The organism is Exiguobacterium sp. s150, assembly GCF_018618435.1.
GTDB lineage: Bacteria > Bacillota > Bacilli > Exiguobacteriales > Exiguobacteriaceae > Exiguobacterium > Exiguobacterium alkaliphilum.
In genome coordinates, this window is the sequence record NZ_JACSMC010000009.1 from 18,038 (window position 1) to 44,355 (window position 26,318).

27 protein-coding genes are annotated in these 26,318 nt (G+C 55.0%); 22 read left to right on the forward strand and 5 right to left on the reverse strand.

Annotated features, from left to right (window positions below; all coding sequences use genetic code 11):
- The 5 genes from KNP76_RS06525 to KNP76_RS06545 all read left to right on the forward strand — a co-directional run bounded on the left by KNP76_RS06525 (window position 1) and on the right by KNP76_RS06545 (window position 5,051).
- Window positions 1–1,374: a PTS transporter subunit EIIC gene (locus tag KNP76_RS06525; RefSeq protein WP_034804239.1), complete on the forward strand. Its 1,374-nt coding sequence runs from the start codon at window positions 1–3 to the stop codon at window positions 1,372–1,374.
- Between the two features lie 49 nt (window positions 1,375–1,423).
- Window positions 1,424–2,476, forward strand: coding sequence for a DUF871 domain-containing protein (locus tag KNP76_RS06530; protein ID WP_214843603.1), 1,053 nt, complete (start codon window positions 1,424–1,426; stop codon window positions 2,474–2,476).
- A gap of 59 nt (window positions 2,477–2,535) precedes the next feature.
- Window positions 2,536–3,039, forward strand: coding sequence for a YwhD family protein (locus KNP76_RS06535; RefSeq protein ID WP_214843605.1), 504 nt, complete (start codon window positions 2,536–2,538; stop codon window positions 3,037–3,039).
- 158 nt (window positions 3,040–3,197) lie between these two features.
- A complete protein-coding gene (locus KNP76_RS06540) occupies window positions 3,198–4,460 on the forward strand; it encodes a dicarboxylate/amino acid:cation symporter (protein WP_214843607.1) in 1,263 nt (420 codons plus the stop codon).
- 60 nt (window positions 4,461–4,520) lie between these two features.
- Complete coding sequence (locus KNP76_RS06545) at window positions 4,521–5,051, forward strand: TVP38/TMEM64 family protein (protein WP_034817625.1); 531 nt, start codon at window positions 4,521–4,523, stop codon at window positions 5,049–5,051.
- On the opposite strand, the gene cls is transcribed toward KNP76_RS06545, so the two are convergent.
- Window positions 5,027–6,556, reverse strand: a complete 1,530-nt coding sequence (cls, locus tag KNP76_RS06550; RefSeq protein WP_214843609.1) for a cardiolipin synthase — start codon at window positions 6,554–6,556, stop codon at window positions 5,027–5,029. The genes KNP76_RS06545 and cls overlap by 25 nt on opposite strands.
- Window positions 6,557–6,691: 135 nt before the next feature.
- Between cls and KNP76_RS06555 the strand changes: the two genes are divergently transcribed.
- On the forward strand, window positions 6,692–6,838 hold the full coding sequence (locus KNP76_RS06555) for a hypothetical protein (protein WP_214843611.1): 147 nt from the start codon (window positions 6,692–6,694) through the stop codon (window positions 6,836–6,838).
- A 36-nt stretch (window positions 6,839–6,874) separates the two neighbouring features.
- On the opposite strand, the gene KNP76_RS06560 is transcribed toward KNP76_RS06555, so the two are convergent.
- Window positions 6,875–7,795 (reverse strand): EAL domain-containing protein, encoded by a 921-nt coding sequence (locus KNP76_RS06560; protein ID WP_251137381.1) that lies wholly within the window; start codon window positions 7,793–7,795, stop codon window positions 6,875–6,877.
- 205 nt (window positions 7,796–8,000) lie between these two features.
- On the opposite strand from KNP76_RS06560, the gene speE reads away from it, so the two are divergent.
- From speE to KNP76_RS06580, 4 genes are all read left to right on the forward strand, one after another.
- The gene (speE, locus tag KNP76_RS06565) at window positions 8,001–8,840 is read left to right on the forward strand and encodes a polyamine aminopropyltransferase (RefSeq protein ID WP_034804220.1); all 840 of its coding nucleotides are present in this window, start codon (window positions 8,001–8,003) and stop codon (window positions 8,838–8,840) included.
- Window positions 8,837–9,718, forward strand: coding sequence for an agmatinase (gene speB / locus KNP76_RS06570; protein WP_211780419.1), 882 nt, complete (start codon window positions 8,837–8,839; stop codon window positions 9,716–9,718). The genes speE and speB overlap by 4 nt, the downstream gene beginning before the upstream one ends.
- Before the next feature lie 2 nt (window positions 9,719–9,720).
- Window positions 9,721–10,089, forward strand: a complete 369-nt coding sequence (locus KNP76_RS06575; RefSeq protein WP_034817632.1) for a Na-translocating system protein MpsC family protein — start codon at window positions 9,721–9,723, stop codon at window positions 10,087–10,089.
- 201 nt (window positions 10,090–10,290) lie between these two features.
- The gene (locus tag KNP76_RS06580; RefSeq protein ID WP_214843613.1) at window positions 10,291–11,241 is read left to right on the forward strand and encodes a sodium-dependent bicarbonate transport family permease; all 951 of its coding nucleotides are present in this window, start codon (window positions 10,291–10,293) and stop codon (window positions 11,239–11,241) included.
- Between the two features lie 35 nt (window positions 11,242–11,276).
- Here the strand turns inward: KNP76_RS06580 and KNP76_RS06585 are convergent, their stop codons facing one another.
- Window positions 11,277–12,029 carry a homing endonuclease associated repeat-containing protein gene (locus KNP76_RS06585; protein ID WP_034817637.1) on the reverse strand — a complete coding sequence of 251 codons (753 nt, stop codon included), beginning with the start codon at window positions 12,027–12,029 and terminating at the stop codon, window positions 11,277–11,279.
- Window positions 12,030–12,488: 459 nt separating this feature from the next.
- Here KNP76_RS06585 and KNP76_RS06590 point away from each other — a divergent pair, with 459 nt between their 5' ends.
- From KNP76_RS06590 to KNP76_RS06630, 9 genes are read left to right on the forward strand one after another with little or no spacing between them, the layout of a single operon-like run.
- Complete coding sequence (locus tag KNP76_RS06590; protein WP_034804207.1) at window positions 12,489–14,402, forward strand: polysaccharide biosynthesis protein; 1,914 nt, start codon at window positions 12,489–12,491, stop codon at window positions 14,400–14,402.
- Complete coding sequence (locus KNP76_RS06595; RefSeq protein WP_034804206.1) at window positions 14,399–15,427, forward strand: NAD-dependent epimerase; 1,029 nt, start codon at window positions 14,399–14,401, stop codon at window positions 15,425–15,427. The genes KNP76_RS06590 and KNP76_RS06595 overlap by 4 nt, the downstream gene beginning before the upstream one ends.
- Window positions 15,427–16,770, forward strand: coding sequence for a phenylacetate--CoA ligase family protein (locus tag KNP76_RS06600; RefSeq protein WP_214843615.1), 1,344 nt, complete (start codon window positions 15,427–15,429; stop codon window positions 16,768–16,770). The genes KNP76_RS06595 and KNP76_RS06600 overlap by 1 nt, the downstream gene beginning before the upstream one ends.
- A 25-nt stretch (window positions 16,771–16,795) precedes the next feature.
- Window positions 16,796–18,160 carry a phenylacetate--CoA ligase family protein gene (locus KNP76_RS06605; protein WP_214843616.1) on the forward strand — a complete coding sequence of 455 codons (1,365 nt, stop codon included), beginning with the start codon at window positions 16,796–16,798 and terminating at the stop codon, window positions 18,158–18,160.
- A 13-nt stretch (window positions 18,161–18,173) separates the two neighbouring features.
- Complete coding sequence (locus tag KNP76_RS06610) at window positions 18,174–19,505, forward strand: nucleotide sugar dehydrogenase (RefSeq protein WP_156028816.1); 1,332 nt, start codon at window positions 18,174–18,176, stop codon at window positions 19,503–19,505.
- Window positions 19,493–20,623: a glycosyltransferase family 4 protein gene (locus KNP76_RS06615; RefSeq protein WP_214843618.1), complete on the forward strand. Its 1,131-nt coding sequence runs from the start codon at window positions 19,493–19,495 to the stop codon at window positions 20,621–20,623. Before KNP76_RS06610 ends, KNP76_RS06615 begins: the two co-directional genes overlap by 13 nt.
- A 27-nt stretch (window positions 20,624–20,650) precedes the next feature.
- A complete protein-coding gene (locus KNP76_RS06620) occupies window positions 20,651–21,352 on the forward strand; it encodes a hypothetical protein (RefSeq protein WP_214843619.1) in 702 nt (233 codons plus the stop codon).
- Between the two features lie 58 nt (window positions 21,353–21,410).
- The gene (locus KNP76_RS06625) at window positions 21,411–21,623 is read left to right on the forward strand and encodes a hypothetical protein (protein WP_214843621.1); all 213 of its coding nucleotides are present in this window, start codon (window positions 21,411–21,413) and stop codon (window positions 21,621–21,623) included.
- Window positions 21,587–22,060 (forward strand): hypothetical protein, encoded by a 474-nt coding sequence (locus tag KNP76_RS06630; RefSeq protein ID WP_214843623.1) that lies wholly within the window; start codon window positions 21,587–21,589, stop codon window positions 22,058–22,060. The genes KNP76_RS06625 and KNP76_RS06630 overlap by 37 nt, the downstream gene beginning before the upstream one ends.
- Window positions 22,061–22,087: 27 nt before the next feature.
- On the opposite strand, the gene KNP76_RS06635 is transcribed toward KNP76_RS06630, so the two are convergent.
- Window positions 22,088–22,849: a MerR family transcriptional regulator gene (locus tag KNP76_RS06635; RefSeq protein WP_214843625.1), complete on the reverse strand. Its 762-nt coding sequence runs from the start codon at window positions 22,847–22,849 to the stop codon at window positions 22,088–22,090.
- Window positions 22,850–22,896: 47 nt separating this feature from the next.
- Window positions 22,897–23,361 (reverse strand): GNAT family N-acetyltransferase, encoded by a 465-nt coding sequence (locus KNP76_RS06640; protein ID WP_214843627.1) that lies wholly within the window; start codon window positions 23,359–23,361, stop codon window positions 22,897–22,899.
- A 214-nt stretch (window positions 23,362–23,575) separates the two neighbouring features.
- On the opposite strand from KNP76_RS06640, the gene KNP76_RS06645 reads away from it, so the two are divergent.
- From KNP76_RS06645 to KNP76_RS06655, 3 genes are all read left to right on the forward strand, one after another.
- Window positions 23,576–25,303, forward strand: a complete 1,728-nt coding sequence (locus KNP76_RS06645) for a glycoside hydrolase family 13 protein (protein WP_214843635.1) — start codon at window positions 23,576–23,578, stop codon at window positions 25,301–25,303.
- 127 nt (window positions 25,304–25,430) lie between these two features.
- Window positions 25,431–25,850, forward strand: a complete 420-nt coding sequence (locus KNP76_RS06650; RefSeq protein WP_214843637.1) for a YwiB family protein — start codon at window positions 25,431–25,433, stop codon at window positions 25,848–25,850.
- Window positions 25,847–26,275: a hypothetical protein gene (locus tag KNP76_RS06655; RefSeq protein WP_034804183.1), complete on the forward strand. Its 429-nt coding sequence runs from the start codon at window positions 25,847–25,849 to the stop codon at window positions 26,273–26,275. Before KNP76_RS06650 ends, KNP76_RS06655 begins: the two co-directional genes overlap by 4 nt.
- The last annotated feature ends 43 nt before the right edge of the window (window positions 26,276–26,318 follow it).

Genomic DNA, 26,318 nt, shown 5'->3' on the forward strand with positions numbered 1-26,318 from the left:
ATGAAGAAAGAAGAGGTGTTGGCACACGCCATACTCGAGCATGTCGGGGGGAAAGACAACATCCGTCAGCTCGCACATTGCATGACGCGCGTGCGTTTGGCGTTAAAAGATCCGACGAAAGCGAATATCGAAGGTTTGAAAAAAATCGACGGTGTCATGGGGGTCATCGATGACGAGACGCTCCAAATCGTCGTCGGGCCGGGGACGGTCAACCGCGTCGCCGACCATTTGAGCCGCGAGACGGGACTTGCGATCGGGGAAGAAGCGGTCGATGCGAACTTGACGCCGGACGAACGGGCCGCCATCGAGCGTCAAAAAGTGAAAGAGAAGCAGAAGTCACCGTTCAAGCGTTTCTTGCGTCGCTTAGGAAATATCTTCATCCCGCTCATCCCGGGACTTGTCGCCTCGGGAATCATTAACGGGACGGCGAACTTCGCTAAAAACGCCGGCGTTGACCCGACCGAGACGTGGATGCAAATCCTCTTATTGCTCGGTAGCACGGTCTTTGCGTATCTCGCCATCCTCGTCGGCTGGAACACGGCGAAAGAGTTCGGTGGGACACCGGTACTCGGAGCCATCGCCGGGGGGATTCTCTTCAACCCGATGCTCGCCGACATTACGATTTACGGGGAGCCGCTCGTCGTCGGACGTGGTGGATTGTTCGGGGTCATCTTTGCCGCTTGGCTCATGACGTACATCGAGAAAAACGTCCGTCGCTTCATGCCGACGGCGGTCGATATCATCTTCACACCGCTCCTCACTGTCCTCGTCGTCGGTTTCACGGCGCTTTATGCGATCATGCCGGTCGCGGGCGTATTGTCAGACGGCATCATGCGTGGGTTGAACGCCGTGCTTGAGATTGGTGGGCCGCTCGCCGGCGCCGTCCTCGCCGGTTTCTTCCTCCCGCTCGTCATGGTCGGGTTGCACCACGGGTTGACGCCGATTCACTTGGAGCTCCTGAACACGGTCGGGAACACGGCGCTCTTGCCGATCCTCGCGATGGCCGGTGCCGGACAAGTCGGGGCCGCGCTTGCGATTTTCGTGAAGACGCGCAACCAACGTCTCCGTAACATCATCAAAGGTGCGATTCCGGTCGGATTCCTCGGAATCGGCGAGCCACTCCTCTACGGGGTCACGCTCCCGCTCGGGCGTCCGTTCTTGACGGCGTGTATGGGCGCCGCGGTCGGTGGTGCGTTCCAGGCGACGATGAAGACAGCCGCGCTCGGGATTGGCGTCTCAGGGCTCTCGCTCACGCCGCTCATCGACAACGGCATGTACTTGACGTATATTGGAGGTCTCGTCATCTCGTATACGGCAGGCTTCATCTTCACGTACCTCTTCGGCTTCAAAGAAGAGATGGCAGACGGGATTTGACAATCGAGGTGGCTCTTTGGAGTCACCTTTTTGCATAGGAGGAAGGCAGATGAGAGGACTATCGGTTTATTTGAGTCAGCCTGTGACGGCTGCATACGAGACGTGGCTCGCCGAGATGCGTCAGAGCGGGTTCACGTCGCTATTCACGTCGCTCCATATCCCCGAGGATGACGCGTCCGTCTACACGGAACGGCTCGAACACCTCGGGCGAATCGCCAAGGCGCTCGAGATGGAACTGTTCGCGGACATCGCCCCGACGTCGCTCGAAGCACTCGGGAAGACGTGGGACGACGCGCATACGCTCCTCGACTGGGGCGTGACCGGACTTCGCGTCGATTATGGCGTGACGCCGAAGCAAGTGGCCGACTTGTCGCAGCGGATGACGGTCGCGCTGAACGCGAGCACGTTGTCCGAAACGGAACTGGCCGAGATGGTGCGCCACGGTCTCGATTTGAGGCGGGTCGAAGCGTGGCACAATTTCTATCCGCGACCAGAGACAGGGCTTGAGCGGACGTGGTTCGATGAAAAGAATGCGTGGCTGAAAGGCCAAGGCATCCGCGTCCAAGCGTTCATCCCGGGAGACGGGACGCTTCGTGGGCCGCTGTTTGAACGGCTCCCGACGCTTGAAGACCATCGCACGTTGTCACCGTTCGCCTGTTTCCTTGACCTCGAACGACACGTCGACCGGATTCTACTCGGTGACCCGGCCGTGACCGACGAGACGCGTGAGCAGTTCAAGGCGTATGACGACGGAATCGTCTTGCTTCGAGCCGAAGCGGTATGCCCGCTCGAACCGATGCTCCGTGATGTGCAGACGAACCGGATGGACCCGGCCCGTGATATCGTCCGTTCGGTCGAGTCGCGCGCCTACGGTCGGCCTGGTCACCGCCTCGTCGAACCGCTCGCCGCGGCGCCGCGTCCGCTCGGGACGATTACGATTGACAACACGAACTACGGTCGGTATGCTGGCGAGATGCAAGTGACGAAGCGCGATTTGGAGGCAGATGACCGCGTGAACGTCATCGGCCGCGTCATTGCCGAAGACCGTCCGCTCATCCGTTTCATCGGACCGGGCGTCATGTTCCGCGTCTGTTGGGATTGAGTTCAGCATTGCCACATTCCCGCTTCTTTGTGTAAAGTAGAGAGGGAGGGACGCAACTTATGAAAGACATCAACTTCAATATCATCGCTGATGATTCGACGGACGGCCACGGTGGTTACGGCGTCGGCTCGCTCAGTTTGAACAATATGTCGCCGGTCATCATCGACGTCGAGGCGGGCACTGCCGTCATCGACATGGGTGCGATGCATGCCAAGTCGGCGATTGAAAAACGTATCAAGTTTTTGACCGATCGGGACGCCGTGCCGAACGGAAAACCGTATTGGATTGTCTGGGTGACGGTCGGTCGGAAGCCGGACGGGTTCTACTACGGCGGCGTCGCGGCGTGCGATATGACGGTCGACCTCGAGGCGCGCCGCGGCTACAAGCTATTGCCGTATCACGTCAACCAAATGGACAAGTCGCTCAAAGGCCGCATCCTGATCGACATGATGGATGCCCCGTCCCGGGACGTGTTGGCCCGTTTCTTAAAACAGCACCGTCCTGAAATTTGGGAACAGTCGACTGAGCTGCAAGATGAATTGACTCGCTTAACTGCCGAGTAAAAAGATTGGACCGTCCGCGGTCTCCAATCTTTTTTGTTTGGCATGAAGCGAAGGCGGGAACATACGCCTGTTATGACATTGTGATACAGCCGTAATTGTATGAAAATTCAGTATTATGGTATACTATACGCACTGTGTAAAAAAGAAAGGGTGACACGATGAGTGAAACGAAGAAAATTCTAATTGGTCTTGTACTGGGGGTCGTCGTCGGGCTCGGGCTCGCTGGCCTGTCTGGCAACGTATATGACATCGTCAATACGTACATACTCTCCCCGGTCGGGACAGTGTTTTTAAACTTGATTAAAATGTTGGTCGTGCCGATTGTCTTCTTCTCAATCATTCTCGGCGTCATGGGTCTTGGGGACCCGAAAGAGCTCGGGCGTGTCGGGTCGAAAGCGCTCCTCTTCTTCTTGACGACGACGGCGCTCGCCATCATGCTCGCGATGGGCGTCGCATCGGTCATCCAGCCGGGTGAGCGTGGCGACTTCGCGACGGCGAACCTAGAGTTCGAGACGGCGGCGACGGATGAGTCGTCGAATATCGTCCAGACGTTCGTCAACATGATTCCGACGAACCCGATTCAATCGCTCGCCGAAGGCAACATGCTTCAAATTATCGTCTTTGCGGCCTTGATCGGTTTCGCGATGATCGCTCTCGGGGACCGTGCCAAATCGTGGCGCCGGTTCGTCAAACAAGGCGATCGCATCATGATGCATCTCATCCATTTGGTCATGAAGCTCGCGCCGTATGGTGCCTTCGCCTTGATTGCTTCGGCAATCGGCGGGATCGGCTTTGATGCCGTTCGTGCGATGGCGTGGTATATGTTCGCCGTCGTCTTGACGCTCTTCTTGCATGCGACCATCGTCTATGGCGGGGCGCTCCTCTTCCTCGGGAAGATGAGCCCGGTGTTCTTCTTCAAGAACTTTAATGAAGCGATCACGCTCGCCTTCTCGACGTCGTCGTCGAACGCGACGCTCCCGGTATCGATGGAGCTCGCTCAGACGAAACTTGGCGTGCCACGTTCCATCTCGTCATTCGTCCAGCCGCTCGGTGCGACGGTGAACATGGACGGGACGGCCATTATGCAAGGGGTCGCGACGATTTTCATCGCGCAAGTGTTTGCGGCTGACTTGACGATTGCACAGCTAGCGACTGTCGTCATCACGGCAGTGCTCGCCTCAGTTGGAACGGCCGGGGTTCCGGGTGTCGGGCTCATCATGCTCGCGCTCGTCTTACAATCGGTCAACTTGCCAGTCGAAGGGATCGCCCTCATCATCGGGGTCGACCGGATTCTTGATATGCTCCGGACATCGGTCAACATCACAGGTGACGCGACGTGTGCGGTCGTCGTATCGAAACTTGAAGAGAAACACCTCCCGCCTGTCGACGAAGACGCGTGGGACGAAGTCGAAGCGAAGTAACAGAAAAAGGCTGCCCCGCGAGGACGGGACAGCCTTTTCGTTTGAAAGGAAGTGTGTGCGATGGAATGGGCACTTCTCCCACTCCCGCTGTTTGTCATCATCAGCATCGTATTGAATATACTGATTGCCGTCGCCGGCGTCTTGCCGAGCGCGTTTTTGACGGCGCTGAACGTTCAACTGCTCGGTTTCGGGCCGGGCGTCGCGGTCTCAATCATCGGCGAGGCCGTCGGGGCCATCATTAGTTTCATCGTCTATCGAAAAGCGCTCCAGCCGTATACGTCGCCGACCGGGACACGGTTCAAACGGCTGAGGGAAGCGGAAGGGATAGAGGCGTGGTTCCTCGTCCTCAGCATGCGGCTCATGCCGTTCGTGCCGTCGGGTCTCGTCACGTTATCAGCGGCGTTTAGCCGGATGACGCTACCCTCGTTCGCCGTGGCAAGCACGCTCGGCAAAGTCCCGGCCCTCTTGATTGAAGCGCTCGCCGTGACGGCGATCCTATACGTCGCGACCGGGTGGCAAATCGCGCTAATCGCCATGGTCGGCATCATCTATGTCGTCTGGCGTCGTCATAAAAGTGGCGAGAAGATGTGACAGAACGCTTCGACGAACCGTTTGCCGTTCGTCTTCTTCCGCAGGATCGACCAGTCGATGAGGATGGATTCGTCAAAGTCTTTTAAGAAGGCGTCATGCAGTTCTTGGACCGAGGACGTCTCGAATTGGGCGATCGTCATCTCGTGATTCAAATACATGCTCCGAAAATCTACATTAGCCGTCCCGACGAGTGCGATTTTGCCATCGATGAGGACGGTTTTCGCATGGATGAAATGGCGATTGTATTTATAAATGCGGACGTTTCGTTTCAATAATTGTTCAAAGTAATACTCAGTCGCGTGAAAACTGAACCACTCATCGCCTTTCCCCGGGACGACGATTCGGACATCGATGCCGCTCTTACTTGTCACTTCAAGCAGAGCGAGCAGTTCAGGCGGTGGAATCAAATACGGGGTCGTGATCCATATCGATTCCTTTGCCTCCATCATGAGTTGCATGAGACCGTCGCGAATCGTGACGTCTTTTCCGGGCGAGGTGACGAGCAGTTGTGTCGCTCCGTTCGAATCTTTTGGTTCATCGATGAAATATTCAGGGAGATGCTCTTCGTTCGCGAACAAGTCCCACGTCTCTTTGTCGTCCTCGATACCGGCATAGAGCCAGTTCTCGATAAAGAGGCGTTGCAGTTCACGGACGAGCGGACCTTCGACGCGAAGGTGCGTGTCACGCCAAAAGCCGAGTTTTTCTTCTTTCCCCAAATACTCGTCGCCGACGTTCAATCCGCCCGTATAGGCGATCTTCCCATCGATGACGATCAGCTTTTGATGGTTCCGGAAGTTGGCGTTGAAGACGAGGAGCGGATGGACGACCGGGTCGAACGCTTCGACGTGGACGCGCGATTCGCGGAGCGGCTCGATGAAGTCTTCCCCGATCTCTTGACTACCGAGCCCGTCGTATAGGAAGCGGACGGTGACGTTCTCGTTCGATTTTTTGATGAGGGCGTCGCGGATTTTCGAAGAGATGTCATCGGTTCGGAATAGATAGTATTGGACGTGGATATGGTGCGTCGCTTGCTCGATGTCGTGCAAAACGGCCTCGAACTTCGCCTCACCGTTGACGAGCAGTTTCGTCGACGTATGCCCGTCGGCCCCGGTTGCCCCGAGCTTTTGGAGTGTGCGGGTGAGCGGGAAGCGATCCGAGACGGCGTTCGCGGTCTCGATGCGCTCCATCTCAATCGCTTGGCGGAACATGCGAATCTCGGATGACGTCCGTTTGACGCGGCGGTGGCGGCGCGGCGTTCGACCGAACATGACCCAGGCAAGGGCGCCGAGGAACGGGATGAACAGTACCGCGAGCAGCCAAGCGAGTTTCGCCTGCGGTTGGACTTGGTCAAACAGGATTTGCCAGCCGACGATGAGCGGGGCGGCGATGGCGATAACGATCAAGAAGGGGATCAATCCATCAATCGAGTACAGGAGGACAAGAAGGAGCATACCGAGCAGGATCATCGTGAAAAATTGTAAGACGCGTCGTTTCAACAGGTACACCTTCTTTCAGTTCAGTTGTCATCACTGAATTCATTCCACCGTTTACACATTGTTAATCTAAATACACGTTTTGGGATGTGGTCGACGGGAATGAACCATACTGTACGACGAAAACAATAAAGGGGTGTTTTTATGATGAAACGTAAAGGAACGTTAGCGGCATCATTGCTCGCGACAGGTATCATTCTCGGGGCTTGTGGGGGAGCCGACGAGGAGCCGATGGATAACAACGATACAGAGATGCAAAACGATATGGAAGATACGGAAGAAAACGACGACTAAAAAATGGCCCCGAGCACATGCTCGGGGCCATTCGTCTTAAAGGGCGTATGGGGCCGGTTTACCGAAGTAGTAGCCTTGCGCCAAATCGAAGCCGAGTTCGCGACAGACGTCGACTTCTTCGGCACGTTCGATACCTTCGGCGAGGAGCGTGATGCCCATCGTCCGGGTCAATTGACGAACGTTTTTCAAAAATGCCCGTTTCTCGGCATCCTGATCGCAAAATGAGATGTACGACCGATCGATTTTGACATAATCGGGCTCGAGCCGCTTCAACATATCGAGCGTCGAAAAGCCGGCGCCGACGTCATCGAGGGCGACTTTCATTCCGCGTTTCTTGTATGTAGAGAACACGTGCTGCAAATGGGCCACGTCTTGCACTTTTTCCGTCTCGACGACTTCGAAGATGAAACGGTCGGGGCTGAGGTCGTAGCGGTCAATCACTTCGAACGTGTGCTGCAGGCAATAGTCCGGATTGTAAATCGTCGACGGCAAGAAGTTGATGAACGTCTTCTCGTGAGGCAAGACGGCGTGATACGTCGCTTTAATCGCCTCGGCACGGGCGCGCTGATCGAGCTTTGAGTGCAAGCCGAACCGGTTAGCGGCTTGGAATAGCTGGCCAGGCGAAATGTCGTTACGACTGCGCAGGAGCGCCTCATAGCCGAAACGTTCCCCGGTATCGAGGTGGACGATCGGTTGCAAGTGGCTCTCGAATTCACCGTGTTGGATGAGCTCGATCGTATCGCGGTTGGCGATTTGATCCAACAGATTCCCGGCGGTGATGGGCGCGGTTTGGCGATTCGTCACGGGATCGATGCAGTAGACGTTCGATTGGATATCCGCGAGTCGGTTCGTCAACTCTTCTAGCGAGTCGTAAGGATGGGACTGTTCGTTGACGACGACGAGTCCGCGTTCAAAAAATGGGATGGTCGTGGCGCATGCCACGCAAGGTGACCACATGGTGATTCCTCCTTTCGGTTGTAAGAAACTTCTATATATAGTGTATCGGTTACAACTCACGGAAATCTCACACATCTAGACAGATTAATAAAAAAATCGTGCAAAATGGGTACAGGTTTTGTATACTTCCTATCGTATGAATAAGAAGCGCCTCAAAACGCCACTCGCATACGAACAACTTTTTAATCAGAAAGGGGTTCTATCGATGGACCAAAAATTAAAATTATGGTTTACGGAGCACCAGACAGAAGATTACGGAATCACGTTCCGTGTAAACCACGTTTATGAGAGCGAACAAACGGAGTTTCAACGACTAGAAATGGTCGAAACGGACGAGTTCGGAACAATGTTGTTACTTGACGGAATGGTCATGACGACGGATAAGGACGAATTCGTCTATCACGAGATGGTGGCTCACGTCCCACTCTTCACGCACCCGAATCCGAAGCATGTGCTCGTAGTCGGCGGTGGAGACGGCGGCGTCATCCGTGAGATTATGAAACACCCATCAGTCGAAAAAGCAGTTCTCGTCGACATCGACGGGAAAGTCATCGAATATTCGAAGAAATACTTGCCAAACATCGCCGGTGAACTCGACAACCCGCGTGTCGAAGTCATCGTCGGCGACGGTTTCATGCATATCGCCAAGTCGGAGAACGAGTATGACGTCATCATGGTCGACTCGACAGAACCGGTCGGCCCAGCGGCGAACTTGTTCACGAAAGGCTTCTACGCCGGCATCTCGAAAGCGCTCAAAGAAGACGGCATCTTCGTCGCGCAGACAGACAACCCGTGGTTCACACCAGAACTCATCCAGACGGTCCAACGCGACGTGAAAGAGATTTTCCCAATCACGAAGCTTTATACGGCGAACGTACCGACGTACCCGAGCGGCATGTGGACGTTCACGATCGGCTCGAAGCAGTACGACCCGGAAGCCGTAGCACCAGAGCGGTTCCATGACATCGAGACGAAGTACTACACGCCGAAGCTTCACAACGCGGCGTTCGTGTTGCCTAAATTCGTGGAGGATTTGACAAAATGATTAAACGTTTCGACGAAGCCTACTCAGGCAAAGTGTTCATCGCGAGCCTCCCGGAAGTCGCTGACGCGAAGACGGTATTGTACGGCATGCCGATGGACTGGACGGTCAGTTTCCGCCCTGGTTCACGTTTCGGCCCGAACCGCATCCGCGAAGTCTCCATCGGACTTGAAGAGTATAGCCCGTACCTCGACGGCGATTTGACAGAAGCGGCCGTCTACGACGCCGGTGACATCCCGCTTCCGTTCGGGAACGCACAAAAGTCGCTCGACATGATCGAGTCGTTCGTGAAAGACGTCATCGACGCCGGCAAGTTCCCGCTCGGAATGGGCGGCGAGCACCTCGTCACATGGCCGGTCATCAAGGCGATGCACGATAAATACGGGGACGATTTCGTCATCTTGCACTTCGATGCGCATACGGACCTCCGTGACGAATACGAGGGCGAGCCACTCTCGCACTCGACCCCGCTAAAAAAAGCGGCCAACTTGATTGGCCCATCGAACTGCTACTCGTTCGGAATTCGTTCTGGGATGAAAGAAGAGTTCGACTGGGTGAAGGAAGTCGGCTACAACATGTTCATGTATGAAGTCATCGAGCCGCTCAAACGCGTCTTGCCGACGCTCGCCGGGAAGAAAGTGTACGTCACGATCGACATCGACGTCCTTGACCCGTCGGCAGCACCGGGTACAGGCACGCAAGAAATCGGCGGCATCACGACGAAAGAGTTGCTCGAAGCCGTTCACGCCATCGCGAACGCGGACCTCGACATCATCGGCGCCGACCTCGTCGAAGTGTCACCGGCATACGACCAGTCGGACATGACGGCGATTGCCGCCGCGAAAATCCTTCGCGAGATGATGATCGGGTTCGTGAAGTAATCATGCCGAAAAAAGGTCAGCTGGAGATGGAACTGAGCGCCCGCATCACCCAATGGGAGAAAGAGTATCTCGGACGCGGTTCATTGACGTGTAAGGCAGACCTGCTCCGCGACTTGGCCATCGTGACGTTACAAGGCGTCTTGACCCCGGCCGAGTACGATCTCGCCACGAAATCGGCGGGGCGCGAGCAATTGAAGAAGTATCGCAACAATCTCGTCGAATCGGGTCGTCCGCAACTCGAGACGATTGTGGCAGACGTCCTCGGACGGCGCATCATCTCGCTCCATACGGATATCAGTACGAAGACGGGGGAACGCCTCATCGTCTTTCGGCTCGATGCCGCGTGGGACAGTGGGATTGACAAGCCGTGACGACGTTTATAAACTAAAAGACAGATACGTGTCAGGATTGGCGGAGCGAGCCTCGGAGCGCTTCGTCACCGTCTTGACCCGGAGCTGAACGAATCATAACCCGACAGTTGTCGGCTAGACGGAGCGAACGCGTTCGAGCCGTCGGCATGCAGCGCACACCGTTTTTTCGGTGTGCGCTTTTTGTCGCCTAGGAGGAGAAACATGGAACTATTGACGTTTTTATTGACGAGTGCCCCGGTATTAATGTTTGTGACCGGTGTCGTGGCCGCGCTCGGCAAATCGAACTTAAAAATCCCGGAGTCGCTCGGCATCACGCTCAACTTATACTTATTGCTCGCCATCGGACTCAAAGGCGGGATGGGGCTCGCCTCGGTCTCGTTTGACGACTTGGCGCTCCCGCTCGCGGTGACGCTCGTCCTCGGGATGGTGTTGCCGCTCGTCGCATTCGGGCTCGGTGGCTTATTCAAGTTCAGTTTTCATGAACGGATTGCCATGGCGGCGACGTTTGGTTCGGTCTCGCTCGTGACGTACGTCGCGGCCGCGGCCCAGCTCGAACGGCTCGGCATTGCGTACGAACCGTTCATGACGACGCTCGTCGTCGTCCTCGAGATCCCTGGTCTCGTCGTCGCGTTGTTGTTATACAATCAGACGCGCGTTCTCGGCATCACGGCCGCCCCGAGCCAGTCGTTCACCGTCATTCGGGATAGCCTGCTCTCGAAGAGCATCTTGCTCCTCATCGCCGGTCTCGTCGTCGGACTCGTGACACCGGACACGTCGGCGCTCACTCCGTTCTTCATCGATTTATTCCCGGGAGTGCTCCTCCTCTTCTTGCTCAGTCTCGGCGTCAAGGTCGGGCAACAGTTGAAGACCGTGCCGTCCTATGGAATGAAGTTTTTGGTCATCGGGATGACGTTCCCGCTCATCGGTGCGGCGATCGGCTACGCCGGTGCGCAATTCGCCGGGTTATCGGACGGCGGGACGATTCTACTCATGACGCTCGCGGCGAGCGGGTCGTATATCGCGGCCCCGGCGATGCTGCAGGCGTCGGTACCGGAAGCCGAACCGTCGTTTTATTTGACGCTCGCCCTCGCCGTCACGTTCCCGTTCAACTTGCTCGTCGGGATCCCGCTCTTCATTTCAATCGTCACATGACAAAACGCCGTCTCGGCTCCCGAGACGGCGTTTTCTTATTGCATCACTTTCTGTTCTTCCATGCATCGTAACGCGGCGGTCCAACTGCCGAACAAGGCGTTGATCGTCGACGTGCTCGGCACGTTTCGACCTTCCGCCCATTTGCGGTAATGGAGGATGCTGAAATGGTTCAATTCGTCCTTGGCGAGTCGGAGTGCGTCGATGACGTCATCTTCATCCCATTTCCGTTTCGGCGGGGCGATGTCGAGGACGAACAAGGCATAACTCCAAGAACCATACTTGCGGGCGATTGTCGCCACGGTCGGATAGCCTTTCTCTTGCGCCCAGACGGCGTAATGTTGCGACGTGAGCCGTTCGAGTTCGGCCGACGCTTCGATGAGGGCTTGGATGATTCGCTCTTCATTGTTTCGAGCCGTCGTCGTTTGGAGTTTTGCTTCACGGAGCGCATTCGACCAAGAACCGAAACGGCTGCTAATCAAGGTGAGCGACGGCGCTTGGGCGATTTTGGCCCATTCACGATACGTCTGGCTCGTGAAGATATCGAGTTCTTCGGCGGCCTCGTTGAGCGCGGTCAAGATGTCTTCATCGGAATAATAACGGTACATCATTTTAATATCGGCGGCCTGGACGGCTTCGCGCCATGAGCCAAACTTGTAAATCACGGTCGATAGGGAAGGGACGTCTTTGCTGCGGGCCCATAGAGTGTAATGTTTTGTATCGAATTCGTCGAGTTCGTTCGCTGCTTGTTGTAGGCATGAGAGGATCTGTTGCTCTGTCCATCGTTTCATCGTGATGTCTCTCCTTTTTGGAAGCGAAGGTCGCTTCAAAGGTCGTGGTGTGGTTGAACAATGATGGTCCTTTAAGGAAAGCCCAAGCGGTCAAGGGCACGTATACAATTGGCAACGTTCAAGAAAGGGAGCCGAAGTCGGCATGTGAGAAAGGCAAGTTCGTGTTCAGGTTATTGGACGGTGCAGTGACACGTTTCGATGAATCATGTAACCTCCTTTGTTATTTACAATTTACACCTAATTTACAACCATGTACTTTCCATATTACCCATTTAATCCGGAAATATTCACAAACCAAAAGAAATAGTCAACACACATTCATAAAACCGTTTAATGGCTAAATTTCGTTGCTATGAAAAAGCTATGGTTTTCTTTCGGATTGTGAATCGTGAACGGGTACTAATGTAGCATCCACCCATACATCGACTCATTTTCGTACTCTGCAAAGGCGGTGACAGAATGACTACACGATTCACGTATTATCCGATGGACCGGAAAAACGCAATGCTCATGATGCTTGACGTCATGATTGCGGCGGCGGCCATCTTCCTTACCTTCAAGTTGCTTTTCGCCCACGACACGACGGTCTCGGGTGACACGACGAAACTGATGACGATTTTAGCGCTGAAAACGGTGGCGCTACTCGCGCTCGGGTGGGCGACACGAGTGTATCGCATCGATTGGCGCTACGGCTCGATGCGGGAGTTGCAGTTGCTCGCGCTCGTCTTGCTCACAAGCGACCTGCTCGTACTTGGTGCGGCGCTTGTCGTTTTAAAGAGCATCTCGTATCAGGCGTTGTTCGTCCAAAGCTTGCTCGCCTTCAACGGGATGTTGTTCATCCGGCTCGTGGCTCGAACTCGTTCGTTCTTCCGGTTCCGTCACGCCCAACCGAGCGGGAAAGCGACGCTCATCATCGGCGGCGGCGACTCCGGACAAAAAATCACGAAAGAGTTGAAAGAGTATCGGACGAACGTGTTGAACGTTGTCGGGATTTTGGACGACAACCCGCTCTTACAACGGCTCTACATCCACGGAACACCGGTCATCGGCTCAATCGATGCACTCGAACGGAAAATCGAGGAATACGGGATCGAGGTCGTCGTCCTCGCCATCCCGTCGCTTCCTTATAGCAAGCGTATCCAATTATTGAAACGAATCGAGAAGACGGGCGTCGAGTCCCATGCCTTGCCGATGCTGTCGGAGCTCGCGTCGGGGAAAGTGTCGATGAACGAGATGCGCGAAGTCGCAATCGAGGATTTGCTCGGACGCGAACCGGTTCAGCTCGATGTGTCTGAGATTTCGCAAAAACTAAAAGGTGCCACCATCTTTATCTCTGGCGCTGGTGGGTCGATCGGTTCGGAGTTGTGCCGGCAGTTGATCAAGTTCGAACCGGGACGCCTCGTCTTGTTCGGGCACGGGGAGAATAGCATCTACTCGATTGACCGCGAGCTGCGCGGACTCGACACCGAGACGGACATTTACCCGGTCATCGGTGACGTCCAAGACCGGAACCGGTTAATCGAAGTGTTCGAGCATTACGAACCTGACATCGTCTACCATGCCGCGGCCCACAAGCACGTCCCGCTCATGGAAGGAAATCCGAAAGAAGCCGTCAAGAACAACGTCTATGGAACAAAAAACATGGTGGAAGTGGCCCACTTGTTCAATGTCGAGCGGTTCGTCATGATTTCGACCGACAAGGCGGTCAATCCGACAAACGTCATGGGCGCGACGAAACGAGTCGCCGAGATGGTCGTCCAGCAGCAGGCCCGTCACAGCGAGACGACGTTCTCGGTCGTCCGCTTCGGCAACGTCCTCGGCAGCCGCGGCTCGGTCGTCCCGTTATTCAAAGAACAAATTGAACGGGGCGGACCGGTCACGGTGACCCATCCGGAGATGACACGCTACTTCATGACCATCCCCGAGGCGAGCCGGCTCGTCATCCAAGCGAGCGTCCGGGCGAGCGGGGGCGAAGTGTTCGTCCTCGATATGGGGCAACCGGTCAAAATCGTCGACTTGGCGCGGCGCATGATCACGCTAAGCGGCTTCACGCTCGACCAAATCCCAATCGAATACAGTGGCATCCGCCCTGGGGAAAAATTGTACGAAGAACTGCTTGCGACGAGTGAAAAAACGGACAGCCAAGTATACGACAAAATCTTTGTCGGTTGTACACGGCCGTTCAAGTCGGTCGATCCGATCCTGTTGACAATCGACCATCTCCTCGACCAACCGAATGCGCTCACCTCCTTCCTCTTGTTCGTTGCCAATAGCGAGATTCCGGAAGAAGTGATGGAAAACATGTTCACCCCTCAAATCGAACCTGTCCGGATGCGGACGAACGATTCAACTCAAAGGAGGAAGACGTTATGACAAAGACCGTACTCGTCACGGGCGTGGCAGGGTTTATCGGGTTTCACTTGGCCCGCCGACTATTACGAGAGGGGCATCGGGTCGTCGGGATTGATGAAGTGAACGATTATTACGACCCGAGTTTGAAAGAGTCCCGACTCCACGTGCTCACGCATCCGAACTTCAAGCTATATCGTGATTCACTCGAGAATAAAATGGCGGTCACGCGGGTGTTTGAGAAGCGGCGGCCCGACATCGTCGTCAACTTGGCGGCCCAAGCAGGTGTGCGCTATAGTCTTGAAAATCCGGACGCCTACATCCAATCGAATATCGTTGGATTTTTGAACGTACTCGAGGCGTGCCGGCATTATCCGGTCGAACAACTCCTGTACGCATCGTCTAGCTCGGTGTACGGATCGAATCGGAAGATGCCGTTCTCCGAACAGGACCCGGTCGATCATCCGCTCTCGCTATACGCCGCTTCGAAGAAGGCGAACGAGCTGATGGCGCATACGTACAGTCATTTGTTCGGGATCAAGACGACCGGGCTTCGTTTCTTTAGCGTCTATGGACCGTGGGGGCGCCCAGATATGGCGCTCTATAAGTTCACGGAAGCGATTATGAAAGGCGAACCGATTGACGTCTACAACTACGGGCAGATGGCGCGTGATTTCACGTACGTCGACGATGTCATCGAATCGATTGTCCGCTTGATGGACATCCAGCCGCTCGCTGATGAAGAGTTCGACTATGTCGCGCCGCTCCCAGACCGAAGCGACGTCCCGTTCCGTGTCTATAACGTCGGCAATCATAGTCCGGTCCAACTGATGGACTTCATTCGCATCATTGAGCAAAAGCTTGGCAAGCGGGCGATTTTAAACGAACTGCCGCTGCAACCGGGCGACGTACCAGAAAGTTTTGCCGATGCCTCGGCGCTGTATGAGTCGGTCGACTTTCGACCGCAGACACCGATCGAGCGCGGCGTCCATGAATTTATCGACTGGTATCTCGCTTATCACCATGCGTTGAAGGAGGGGATTGAGTGATGCCGTCCCTACATGACAAAATCTACGCCCATTCACCGCTCCCGGTTCAAAACTGGCTCATCTCCCTTTACGGGTTGAAGTTGTACCGAGAACGCTATGGTCCATATTACGACAAAGAGTTAAAGAAACTGCGAAGGCAACGGCTCGTCGACCCGGATGCGGCCCAGCTGAACCGACTCAACCGCTTCCTCCACTTCTGTCAGAGACACAATCGTTATTATCGAAACTTGTTCAAACGCCATAACATCGAGTTGCCGCTCAAGCACCTCGAGGAGCTCCAGCAAATCCCGGTGCTCGAGAAAGAGACGCTCCGAACGAATCCTGATATCTTCTCCGATATCAAAGCACCGATTATCGGAAGTACGGGTGGGACAACGGGAACGGCGCTCCAAGTCCGTTTCACCGTCGAAGACTATCAAGCGCGGATGGCCCACCTCGACTATTTCAAAGAACAGCATGGCTTTACGAAAGGGATGAAGCGGGCGAGCTTCACGGACCGGATGATTTGTCCCCGTGACCAAGAGGAGCCGATCTATTGGCGCTACAACGCCCCGATGAAACAAATGCTCTACTCGGTCGTCCATTTCCATGAACGGACCATCCCGGATTATGTAGACTCGTTGAACACGTATCGACCGGACGCCCTCGACGGTTCACCGTCCGCGATGATTGAAGTCGCCAAGTACTTAAAAGAGACGGACACCCGGTTGACGTTCAAACCGATCGCCATCTTCCCGACGTCTGAGACGTTGTCGCCGTGGGGACGGGCGTTATTGACCGAAATCTTTCAAGCCCCGGTTTACGATCAATACGCTTCCTCGGAAGGGGCGCCGCTCGTGACGGAGTGCAAACATGGACGGATGCACCTGCATCCGGAGACCGGCATCATCGAGCCCGGCGAGAACGGTGAGATTTTAGTGACGAGCTTCACGACGCACGGGACGCCGCTCGTTCGTTATCGTATCGGCGATCGCATGACGCTCAGCGATGAGACGTGCCCGTGTGGTCACTCGGGGACAGTCATCTCTTCCATCGACGGTCGGCAGATGAATTACGTCGAAACACCGGAAGGTTACAAAGTATTCGAAGGTGATTTGACGGCGACGGTCGCCGTCTTGCCGAACTCTGTCCTCCAAGTCCAAGTGTTGCAACACGAGGTCGATCAAATCGAGATGCTCTACGTCAAAGACGAAGAACGATTTGAAGACGAGCATGAGACGATCCTCAAACGAGAGGTCGAGCGACTGTTCACCCCGAACATGCGGATTCGCCTAAAGAACGTGCCAGCCATCAAAAAAGAGCCAAACGGAAAAATCCGGGTCGTGAAGCGACTTCACGTCTGACCTATACAAAAAGGGGAGTTCAAGAATGACCACTTTCGCGTTGCGGGACATGTATTTCAAAACGCCGATTCGGTTTCAAAACTGGATGACGTCACTATATGGATTGAAGTTATGGCAAGAACGGTATGGTGAGGCGTATCGACGGGAGCTCATCCGTTTGAAGGACCGCCCGACCGACGCGGAAGCCGTCTATCAGGATCAGCTTGATCGGTTGAACGTCTTCCTACAGTTTTGTGCAGCGAACAACGACTATTATGCACGCTTGTTCAAGGAGGCGAACGTGACGCTCCCGCTCCGTTCGTTCGAGGAGATGCGCCATATTCCAATCCTCGAGAAAGAGACGGTCCGGGCGACCCCTTCGATTTACTCCAACATCAAGACGGACATCGTCGGAAAGACGGGTGGGACGACCGGGGCGTCGCTCCAGGTGAAGTTCACGAAAGACGATTATCAAATCCGGATGGCCCATCTCGACTACTTCAAAGAGCAACATGGCTTCAAGAAAGGGATGAAACGGGCGAGTTTCACCGGTCGCGTCATCTGTGATCCCAACCAGGCGGCCCCAGTGTTCTGGCGTTACAACCGTCCGATGAATCAATTGCTCTTATCGCTCTTCCATTTGACACCGGACAACATCCCACACTATATCGAGGCGCTCAACCGGTTCAAACCGGCCGTCCTCGATAGCGCGCCGTCCGCCATGGTCGACATCGCCTCGTATATGAAAGAGCACGGCATCACGCTCGACTTTCAAATGATCGCCATCTTTCCGACGTCCGAGACGTTGACGGCGGGTGGGCGCAAACTGCTCGAAGAGGCGTTCAACGCCCCGGTGTACGATCAATACGCCTCCTCAGAAGGGGCACCGATTTTGACCGAATGCAGCCACGGTCACATGCATCTGCATCACGAGACGGGCTATATCGAACCGTACGGCGACGATGGAGAGATTCTCATCACGAGCTTCACAACGCACGGGACACCGCTCGTCCGCTATCGAATCGGTGACCGCATGAAGTTTGGAGAAGGGACGTGCCCGTGCGGCCAAGGTGGTACGTACGTCACCTCGATTGAAGGACGACAGTCAAACTACGTCGTCACCCCGAAAGGATTGAAAGTGTATGAAGGCGATTTGACAACAATCGTCCGCGTCTTACCGAACTCGGTCATCCAGACGCAATTCCGGCAGTTCGATTTGCATCATATCGAGATGCGCTATATCAAAGACCCGGAACGATTCCTTCCGTCCCATGAACGGGTACTCGAGCGAGAGCTGAAAGAGTTGTTCGGGGAAGGCGTCAAAATCACCCTCACCCCGGTCAAACAAATCCCTCGCGGGAAAAACGGGAAAATCGTCGTCGTCGAGAAGTTGATGGATCAAATTTCATAATAACTGGAGGCAGATGGACATGGACAAACTCATCTCAGAATCACGGACAACACGACGAACCATTGCCAATCGCCATATCGCCGTCGTCGGACTCGGTTACGTCGGACTCCCGGTCGCGGTCGCGCTCGGGGAAGTCGGGGACGTCATCGGCCTAGACATTAACGAGGCGCGCATTCACGAGTTGAACGAACACGTCGACAGCACAAGGGAAGTCGAACGGGAAGCACTCGAGACGGCGTCGGTCACGTATACAACGGATGCAAAGAAACTGGAGGAATCGGACTTCATCATCATCGCCGTGCCGACCCCAATCAATGAGCAGAATCAACCGGACCTCGGCCCGATTTGCGGCGCCACGCGCGCGGTCGGGAAACATTTGCAGCCGGGGACAATCGTCGTGTACGAATCGACGGTGTACCCGGGGTTGACCGAAGAAGAATGCATCCCGCTCCTCGAGCAAGAGTCTGGTCTTCGGGCCGGAATCGACTTCAAAGTCGGCTATTCGCCTGAACGAATCAATCCAGGTGACCGGGTGAACACGTTCCGGACAATCAAAAAGGTCGTCGCCGCCGAAGACGAAGCGACGCTCGACGTCGTGGCCGCCGTCTATGAGACGGTCGTCGACGCAGGGGTGCACCGGGCTTCCTCGATCAAGGTCGCCGAAGCGGCGAAAGTCATCGAGAACACGCAACGCGATTTGAATATCGCCCTCATGAACGAACTCGCCATCATCTTTGAGCGGATGGACATCGACACGCTCGAGGTGCTCGAGGCGGCAGGCACGAAGTGGAACTTCCTCAACTTCCGCCCGGGGCTCGTCGGCGGACACTGTATCGGCGTCGACCCGTTCTATTTGACGATGAAGTCCGAGATGCTCGGCTATCATCCGGAAGTCATCTTAGCCGGCCGTCGGATCAACGAGACGATGGGCAGTTTCATCGCCACATCGCTCATCAAGACGATGATTCGCCAAAACATGCCGGTACTCGGCTCTCGCGTCACCGTGCTCGGCATGTCGTTCAAAGAGAATGTGAGCGACATCCGCAACTCGAAAGTCGCCTCGCTCATCCGTGAGATTGAAGAGTTCGGGCTCGAGGTGCAAGTGTACGATCCGCTCGTCGACCATGAAGAAGTGAAGCACGAGTACGGCATCGAGGTGAAAGCGTACCATGAGCTGAAACCGGCCGAGGTCGTCATCTATGCCGTCTCGCACGACGAGTTCGTCGATGCCGGCTGGAAGCTTGCCGCCCGCCAGTTGAAGATGGGTCGCGGTGTCGTCATGGATTTGAAAGGCATCCTCGACCGCACGACGAAACCGGAGGAGGTGCACTTATGGCGCCTTTGAAGATTCTCCAGTTCTGCGCGGTCGATGCGACGGCTGACGTCTTGTTGCGTCCCCTCATCGAGTCTTTGAAAACCGAAGGCCATCAAGTCGATATCGCCTGTGCCTACGGTGACCGGACCGATCAGTTACGAGAGGAAGGCTGGGTCATCCACACGTTGCCGATTGACCGGAAGTTCCATCCGAAACGAAATTTACAGACGATTCAAGAACTTGTCACGCTGTTGCGGCGGGAAAAATACGATGCGATTCACGTGCATACCCCGGTCGCCGCTGCGCTCGGCCGCGTCGCTGCCCGCATCGCGCGAACCCCGCACATTCTTTACACGGCGCACGGCTTCTACTTCCACGAACGGATGAGCCGTTTCGCTTATGAACTCGTGTTCTGGCTCGAAAAATCGCTCGCCGCCCTCGCCACGGACTGGCTGCTCCTTCAAAGTGAAGAAGACTATTCCCTCGCGAAGACGCGTCAGTTCAAGCGGGACGACCGTCTGCTTCATCTCGGTAACGGCATCGACTTGAACCGCTTCAAACCGATTGCGAAGACGCATAATCCGGAACAGCTGAAATTTTTGTTCGTCGGCCGCCTCGTCCGAGAGAAAGGGATCTTGGATTTGCTCCAGGCGTTCACGCAACTTTCGAAAACGCACCCTGACGTGACGCTGACGATCGCCGGCGAGCTGATGGTGAATGAACGGGACCAAGAAACCGGGAAACTCGTCGAGGCGTACCTCGCCGACAATCCGAACGTCCATTATGCGGGCTTTGTCAAAGATACGCCGACACTCTTCAACGATCATGACGTCTTCTTGTTGCCTTCCTACCGAGAAGGGTTGCCGCGTTCTATCTTAGAGGCGATGGCATCCGGTCTTCCGGTCATCGCGACGAACATCCGTGGTTGCCGTGAAGAAGTGATTGACCACGAGACGGGCTATCTCGTCCCTGTCGCCAGTCCCGATGCACTCGCCGAAGCGATGGAGTCGTTCATCCTTCATCCGGATCGGCTCGAGACATACGGACGCCGTGGCCGGGAAGTCGTCGAGGAACGGTTCGATGAATCGATTGTACTGACACGGCAACTCGATTTATTCGCGCAAATCAGTGCGCGGGAGGTCGGCTGATGCGGGCGATTGAAAGGGGGAGGCGGCATGGAAGAAAAGCAAGTCGTTAAGCAACTGAGGACGGCGGCCGTCGACGGCCGCCTCACCATCCATATGTATCAGCAATGGCAAAAGCGCAACGATGGTCCGACGGTGATCGAATTGCTCGAGACGTACGGATCGTGGGCGAACGTGCTCCGCCTCGCCGGACTCGACAATCAAATGCCTCGTTTCACGAAAGCCGAGGTGGTTCGGGCGCTCCGTCGGGCCGCGAAAGAAATGGGTTCGATTACGAGTGCGGATTACCGGAAGTGGGCGCTTGACCGGGACGTGCCGTCATTGACCGAGGTCGTCATCTTGTTCGGGTCATGGAAAGTCGCCTTGATTGAAGCGGATTTACTCGGCATGATGGCCAAAGACCAAAAGTGTGAAATCATTCAAGCCCTCCTCGAAGCGAGTGAGGACATCGAGCCGCTCACATCGACCGCTTATGCGAAGTGGGCACGGGCGCGTCAACAGCCGAGCATCACGAAAGTCGTTCGACGGTTCGGTTCGTGGAGCCAAGCACTTGAAGAGATCGGGCTCTCGAACCGCAAAACGTTCACGGAAGACGAGATTTTAAACGCATTGAAAGAGGCGGGTGAGGAACTGGCAATCCTCTCGCCATGGGGTTATGAGATGTGGCAAAAAAAGATGGGAAAGGGCCGGCCCTCAAAGAAGTTCAACAGATGTTCGGCTCTTTTGACATAGCGGTGGAAGAGATGCGACTGAGCCGGAGTGAAGGACGGAATCGGAAAGGAGGTGCGTCATGACGAGACCAATCGTGTTATGTATCGGGGACAACAAGATGTCGGCTTACGTATATCAGGCGATTCGGCACCTCGGGGTGACGCACGTCATTCGAGAAGACGGCCCATCCGAAGAAAAGCCTGACTCGTTTCGAGGCTGGGTCCGGCAGTTGTACGTCCGGTACGCCCACCGTTCATGCGCTGGACGAGCCGGGCGCGCATCCAAGAGTTGAAACGGCGTCATCCGTTACGAGACGAACCGATCCCGATGCATCACGTCTTGAAAGTGACTTCGCTGAACGATGCGAGGACGAAAATGTGGCTTGACCGTCTCATGCCGGAACTCCTCATCTTCCATGAGACGGGACCGATTGAGCCGGATGTGCTCAATCGAATCGATTGCCCGATTTTGACGATTCGACCATCGATGGCGGCGGGACAGCTCGAGGCGTATTGGGCGTTCCGGGCCAAACCGGACGTCTGTGAGGTACGCATCGAACAGTGGAGCGACCGCGGCTGGAGCGTCCTCGACCGGGCCGTCCTCTACCTCGGCGGTACGGACAATTTCGCGACTTATCCGTACCTCCAGCTCTCGACTGGATTGCCGCTCTTGAAGCGTCAAATCGAGATGATGCTCGAAGAGGACGTCTACGACCGTAGAATCGAGTAAAAACGGCCAGAGCTTTCGCTCGGCCGTTTAACTTTTGGTGATGCAATAATGTTGAATCGCGTCGTTGTAGTAGACGGCGAGACCGGGGGCGTACTTGTCATAGAACGCCGTGAAGCGCGAGTCTGCCACGTACATCTGTCCGAGGCCGCTGAACATATCGAGCGAGCAATCGTAGAAGTGGTCGTGGATGAACGCATGGTTCGCCTCGACCACCACTTGGACGCGCGGGTCTTCGACCGGGACACCGGCCGTGAACAAGTCGACGAGCGGTTTGACGAGGTCGACTTGCTGTTGGCTGAGCGTCTCCCAGTCCTCTTTCGTCCGTCCGTGGGCCCGTTTTTGTGACGTCGCATAGGCGTCACTGTCGCCCCAGCGTGACGTCACTTCCGCCTCGTGTTTCGTCTCGTGCGCTTTCAGCTCGTCGAACGACAAGCCTTTGAACAATGATTCGTCTTCCATTTGAACGCCTCCTTCAAGTGAGGCGAGCGTCGCTTCGGCGGTCTCGGCGAGTGTCGCGAAATAGGCCGCCTTTTTACGCAGCGCGTTCACTTGTGTCTTAAGGATGTGAGCCCGGTCGGTGTCCGTTTTTAACAACGTATGAATCGTCTCGAGTGGAAAATCGAGCGAGCGATAGAACAAGATGAGTTGGAGCCGCTCCATGTCTTGTTTCGAATAACGGCGGTACCCGTTCGCGTCACGCGACGGGACGAGCAGCCCGATCGCGTCGTAATGCCGAAGCGTCCGGGTCGTCGTGCCGGCGAGTGTTGCGAGTTGTTGAATCGTAACCATCTGCTCACCTCCTTATGGACAGCATAAGCCTTGACGTCGCGTTAACGTCAACCCTCTTTTGTGAATAAGGAAAACCCGTCGCGTTCACCGACATACGCAAAACCGAATTGTCGATAGTAACGGTTCAAAAATGTGTTCGTGGCGACACAGTCGAGGCGAATCGTCCCGACCGTCTGGGTGAGCGCGTGGCGCATCAATTGTTCGCCGACACGCTTCCCTTTCATCCGGGCATCAACGACGAGCCGATGCACGTAGACCGCTACCTCGGCGTCATCCCATAAATTGTGGTCCCATGACGTCGGGGGAATCAAGCTGACCGACCCGAAAATCTTTCCGTTTTCTTCATATACATAGACCGTCCCGTTCGTGACGTCGTGACGGACGAACTCGGTCCGACTCGGTTCCAAATATTTTTCCCACTGCGTCTTTCCGGCAGCGCGAAACGCTTTTGCCTTATTCAAAATCAATGAATCGATCGCTTGAAGATCGGCCCGTGTGGCCAAACGAATCATGTAAGTCGCCTCACTTTCATTTCATTTCAAAATCGTGTAGGGTACACGTTGAGTAAGCTGTTGAAAAGCTCATTGTAGCGGTTTGTCTTTTTTGTTAAGATAAACGTAGTGCATCGTGCAAACGATTGCGCTAATTAAGAGATAACGTCAACAGCACTGATATTAGTATATAGGATGAGCAGTGAGTTTAGGGATAAGGGAGTATCATTGACACATGCAACTTTTACAACGTGACCAACACACAAAAGGATTTCAACAGACACAAACAAAAACGCTAAAACGTAATTGGTGGAAAGAAGCCGTCGCATACCAGATTTACCCGCGCAGCTTTTACGACGCGAACGGGGACGGAATCGGCGACATTCAAGGCATCATCGATAAACTCGATTATTTGAAAGAGCTCGGCGTCGACGTCATCTGGATCTGCCCGATGTACAAGTCGCCGAACGACGACAACGGCTATGATATCTCGGATTATCAAGATATCATGGATGAGTTCGGGACGATGGAAGATTTCGACCGCCTCTTGAATGAAGTCCACGCACGCGGCATGAAGCTATTGTTAGACCTCGTCGTCAACCATACGTCGGACGAGCACCCGTGGTTCATCGAGTCGAAGAGTTCGAAAGACAACCCGAAACGCGACTGGTACATTTGGCGTGACGGGAAACCGGACGGCTCGAAGCCGAACAACTGGGAATCGATTTTCGGCGGGTCGGCATGGGAGTTCGACGAGACGACAGAAGAGTACTTCTTGCACGTCTTCTCGAAGCGTCAACCGGACCTCAACTGGGAAAACGCGGACATGCGCCAAGCCGTGTACGACATGATCAACTGGTGGCTCGAAAAAGGCATCGACGGGTTCCGTGTCGACGCGATCAGCCACATTCGCAAAAACCCGACGTTCGGCGACTTGCCGAATCCGGAAGGCCTTGATTTCGTGCCGTCGTTCGAGATGCACATGAACGTTGACGGCATCCACGACTATCTCGAAGAGCTTCGGGACGAGACGTTCAACAAGCACGACATCATGACGGTCGGGGAGGCGAACGGTGTTTCGCCTGACGACGCCCATCTTTGGGTCGGCGAGCAAGACGGCAAGATGAACATGGTGTTCCAATTCGAACACATGGGCCTCTGGCGCGAAGACGCCGAGTCGAAACTCGACGTCGTCCATTTGAAGAACGTGTTGTCGAAGTGGCAAAAAGGACTCGAGGAAGACGGCTGGAACGCCCTTTACGTCGAGAATCATGACCAGACACGTACCGTATCGGCGTGGGGGGACGATGAGCGCTATTGGAAAGAGAGCGCGAAATCGATCGGGATGATGTACTTCCTCATGCAGGGAACACCGTTCATCTATCAAGGCCAAGAGATTGGGATGACGAACGTCAAGTTCGACTCGATTGACCAATACGACGACATCGCGACACGTAACCGCTATTACATCGGTCTCGAACACGGCAAGAGCCACGAAGAGATGATGGACATCACATGGAACTCGTCGCGCGACAACTCACGGACGCCGATGCAGTGGAGCAGCGCAGCGAACGCCGGATTCACGTTCTCGGACACGCCTTGGTTCGGCATCAATCCGAACTACACGGCCATCAACGTTGAAGAACAACTTGAAGATGAAGACTCAATCCTCAACTTCTATAAAGAGATGATTCGCCTCCGGAAACAAGATGAGACGTTCGTGTACGGCACGTATGACGTCGTCTTGCCGGAACACCCAGAGATTTACGCGTATACGCGCACGCTCGGAGACAGCCAATACCTCGTCATGACGAACTTGACGGGTGGCGAGGCGATCTTCGCTTCAGACCTCACACTTCGCTCGGAGGATGTCGTTTTGAAAAACATGCCGCTCGATCCGCATGACGAGACGACACTCCTTCACTTGAAGCCGTTCGAAGGACGCGTCTATAAATTGAGTTAACCGTTAAGACAGGGGCGACCCTGTCTTTTTGTGGTGTGAAGCACATGCGAACCGGGAAAAAAAAAGTTAGCGATTCCGGACCGTTTGTGAGGTATGGTACGATGGGACAGCGGAAAGGGGAATCATCATGGCAATTGAACCGAAACGTATACGCGTCCGTCAGACGACGAAAATGAGCGAACTCGATGAACCGATCGTGCTCGTCGCGGACGGTCTCTATTACGAACTGAAGACGGGCTTCATCTTGACGTTTGACCAAGAGCGTGAGGACGGCATCGTGCCGACGACGTTGAAATATACGACGGGGCGGCTCGCCCTTATGTGTAAAGGACCGATTGAGATGAACCATTCGTTCATCGAAGGACGGCTGACACAGAGTGTATACAAAAACCCATATATGGCGATGACGATGGCGACGACGACGGAACGCCTTGACGTTTCAGACGGGCGTTGCCAATTCGACTACGCGTTAACGATGAACGACGATGTCGCCGGCACGTACGCGGTCGACGTCACATGGACGTTTAAAGGAGGAGACGAAGCATGAACTTTCAAGAGCGAGTGAAAAAGATTGAAGAGATGTTGAACGAGGACTGGTTCGAGATGCTCGAGACGAACGAGGACGAGTATGAGGAATGGCGCGGTCGCCTCGAAGATCATGCCGAGCACGTCATCGGACATTACGACAACGAGACCGGCGTCGACATGGACTCGGTCGACAAGTTGCTCCAGTTGAACGACGAGTTCCCCCTCCTTTACGGAGAAGACACGGTCCGGTTGTACCTCGCCTTAATCGAGGCACGTCCGGAAGACAAGTCGGTGTACGAACGTTACGTCGACTATTTGGCCGCAATCGGGGACGCTTCGCACGAAGAGTTTTTACGGTTCCATACGCTCGTCGACGCGGGCAGGCTCGACGAGGCACGAAAGCTCGCGCCGGAGATGCCAGCACGATTAGGACTCGAAGAATAAGGCCGCATTGCGGTCTTTTTTCTACATAAAGATAAGGGGGAAG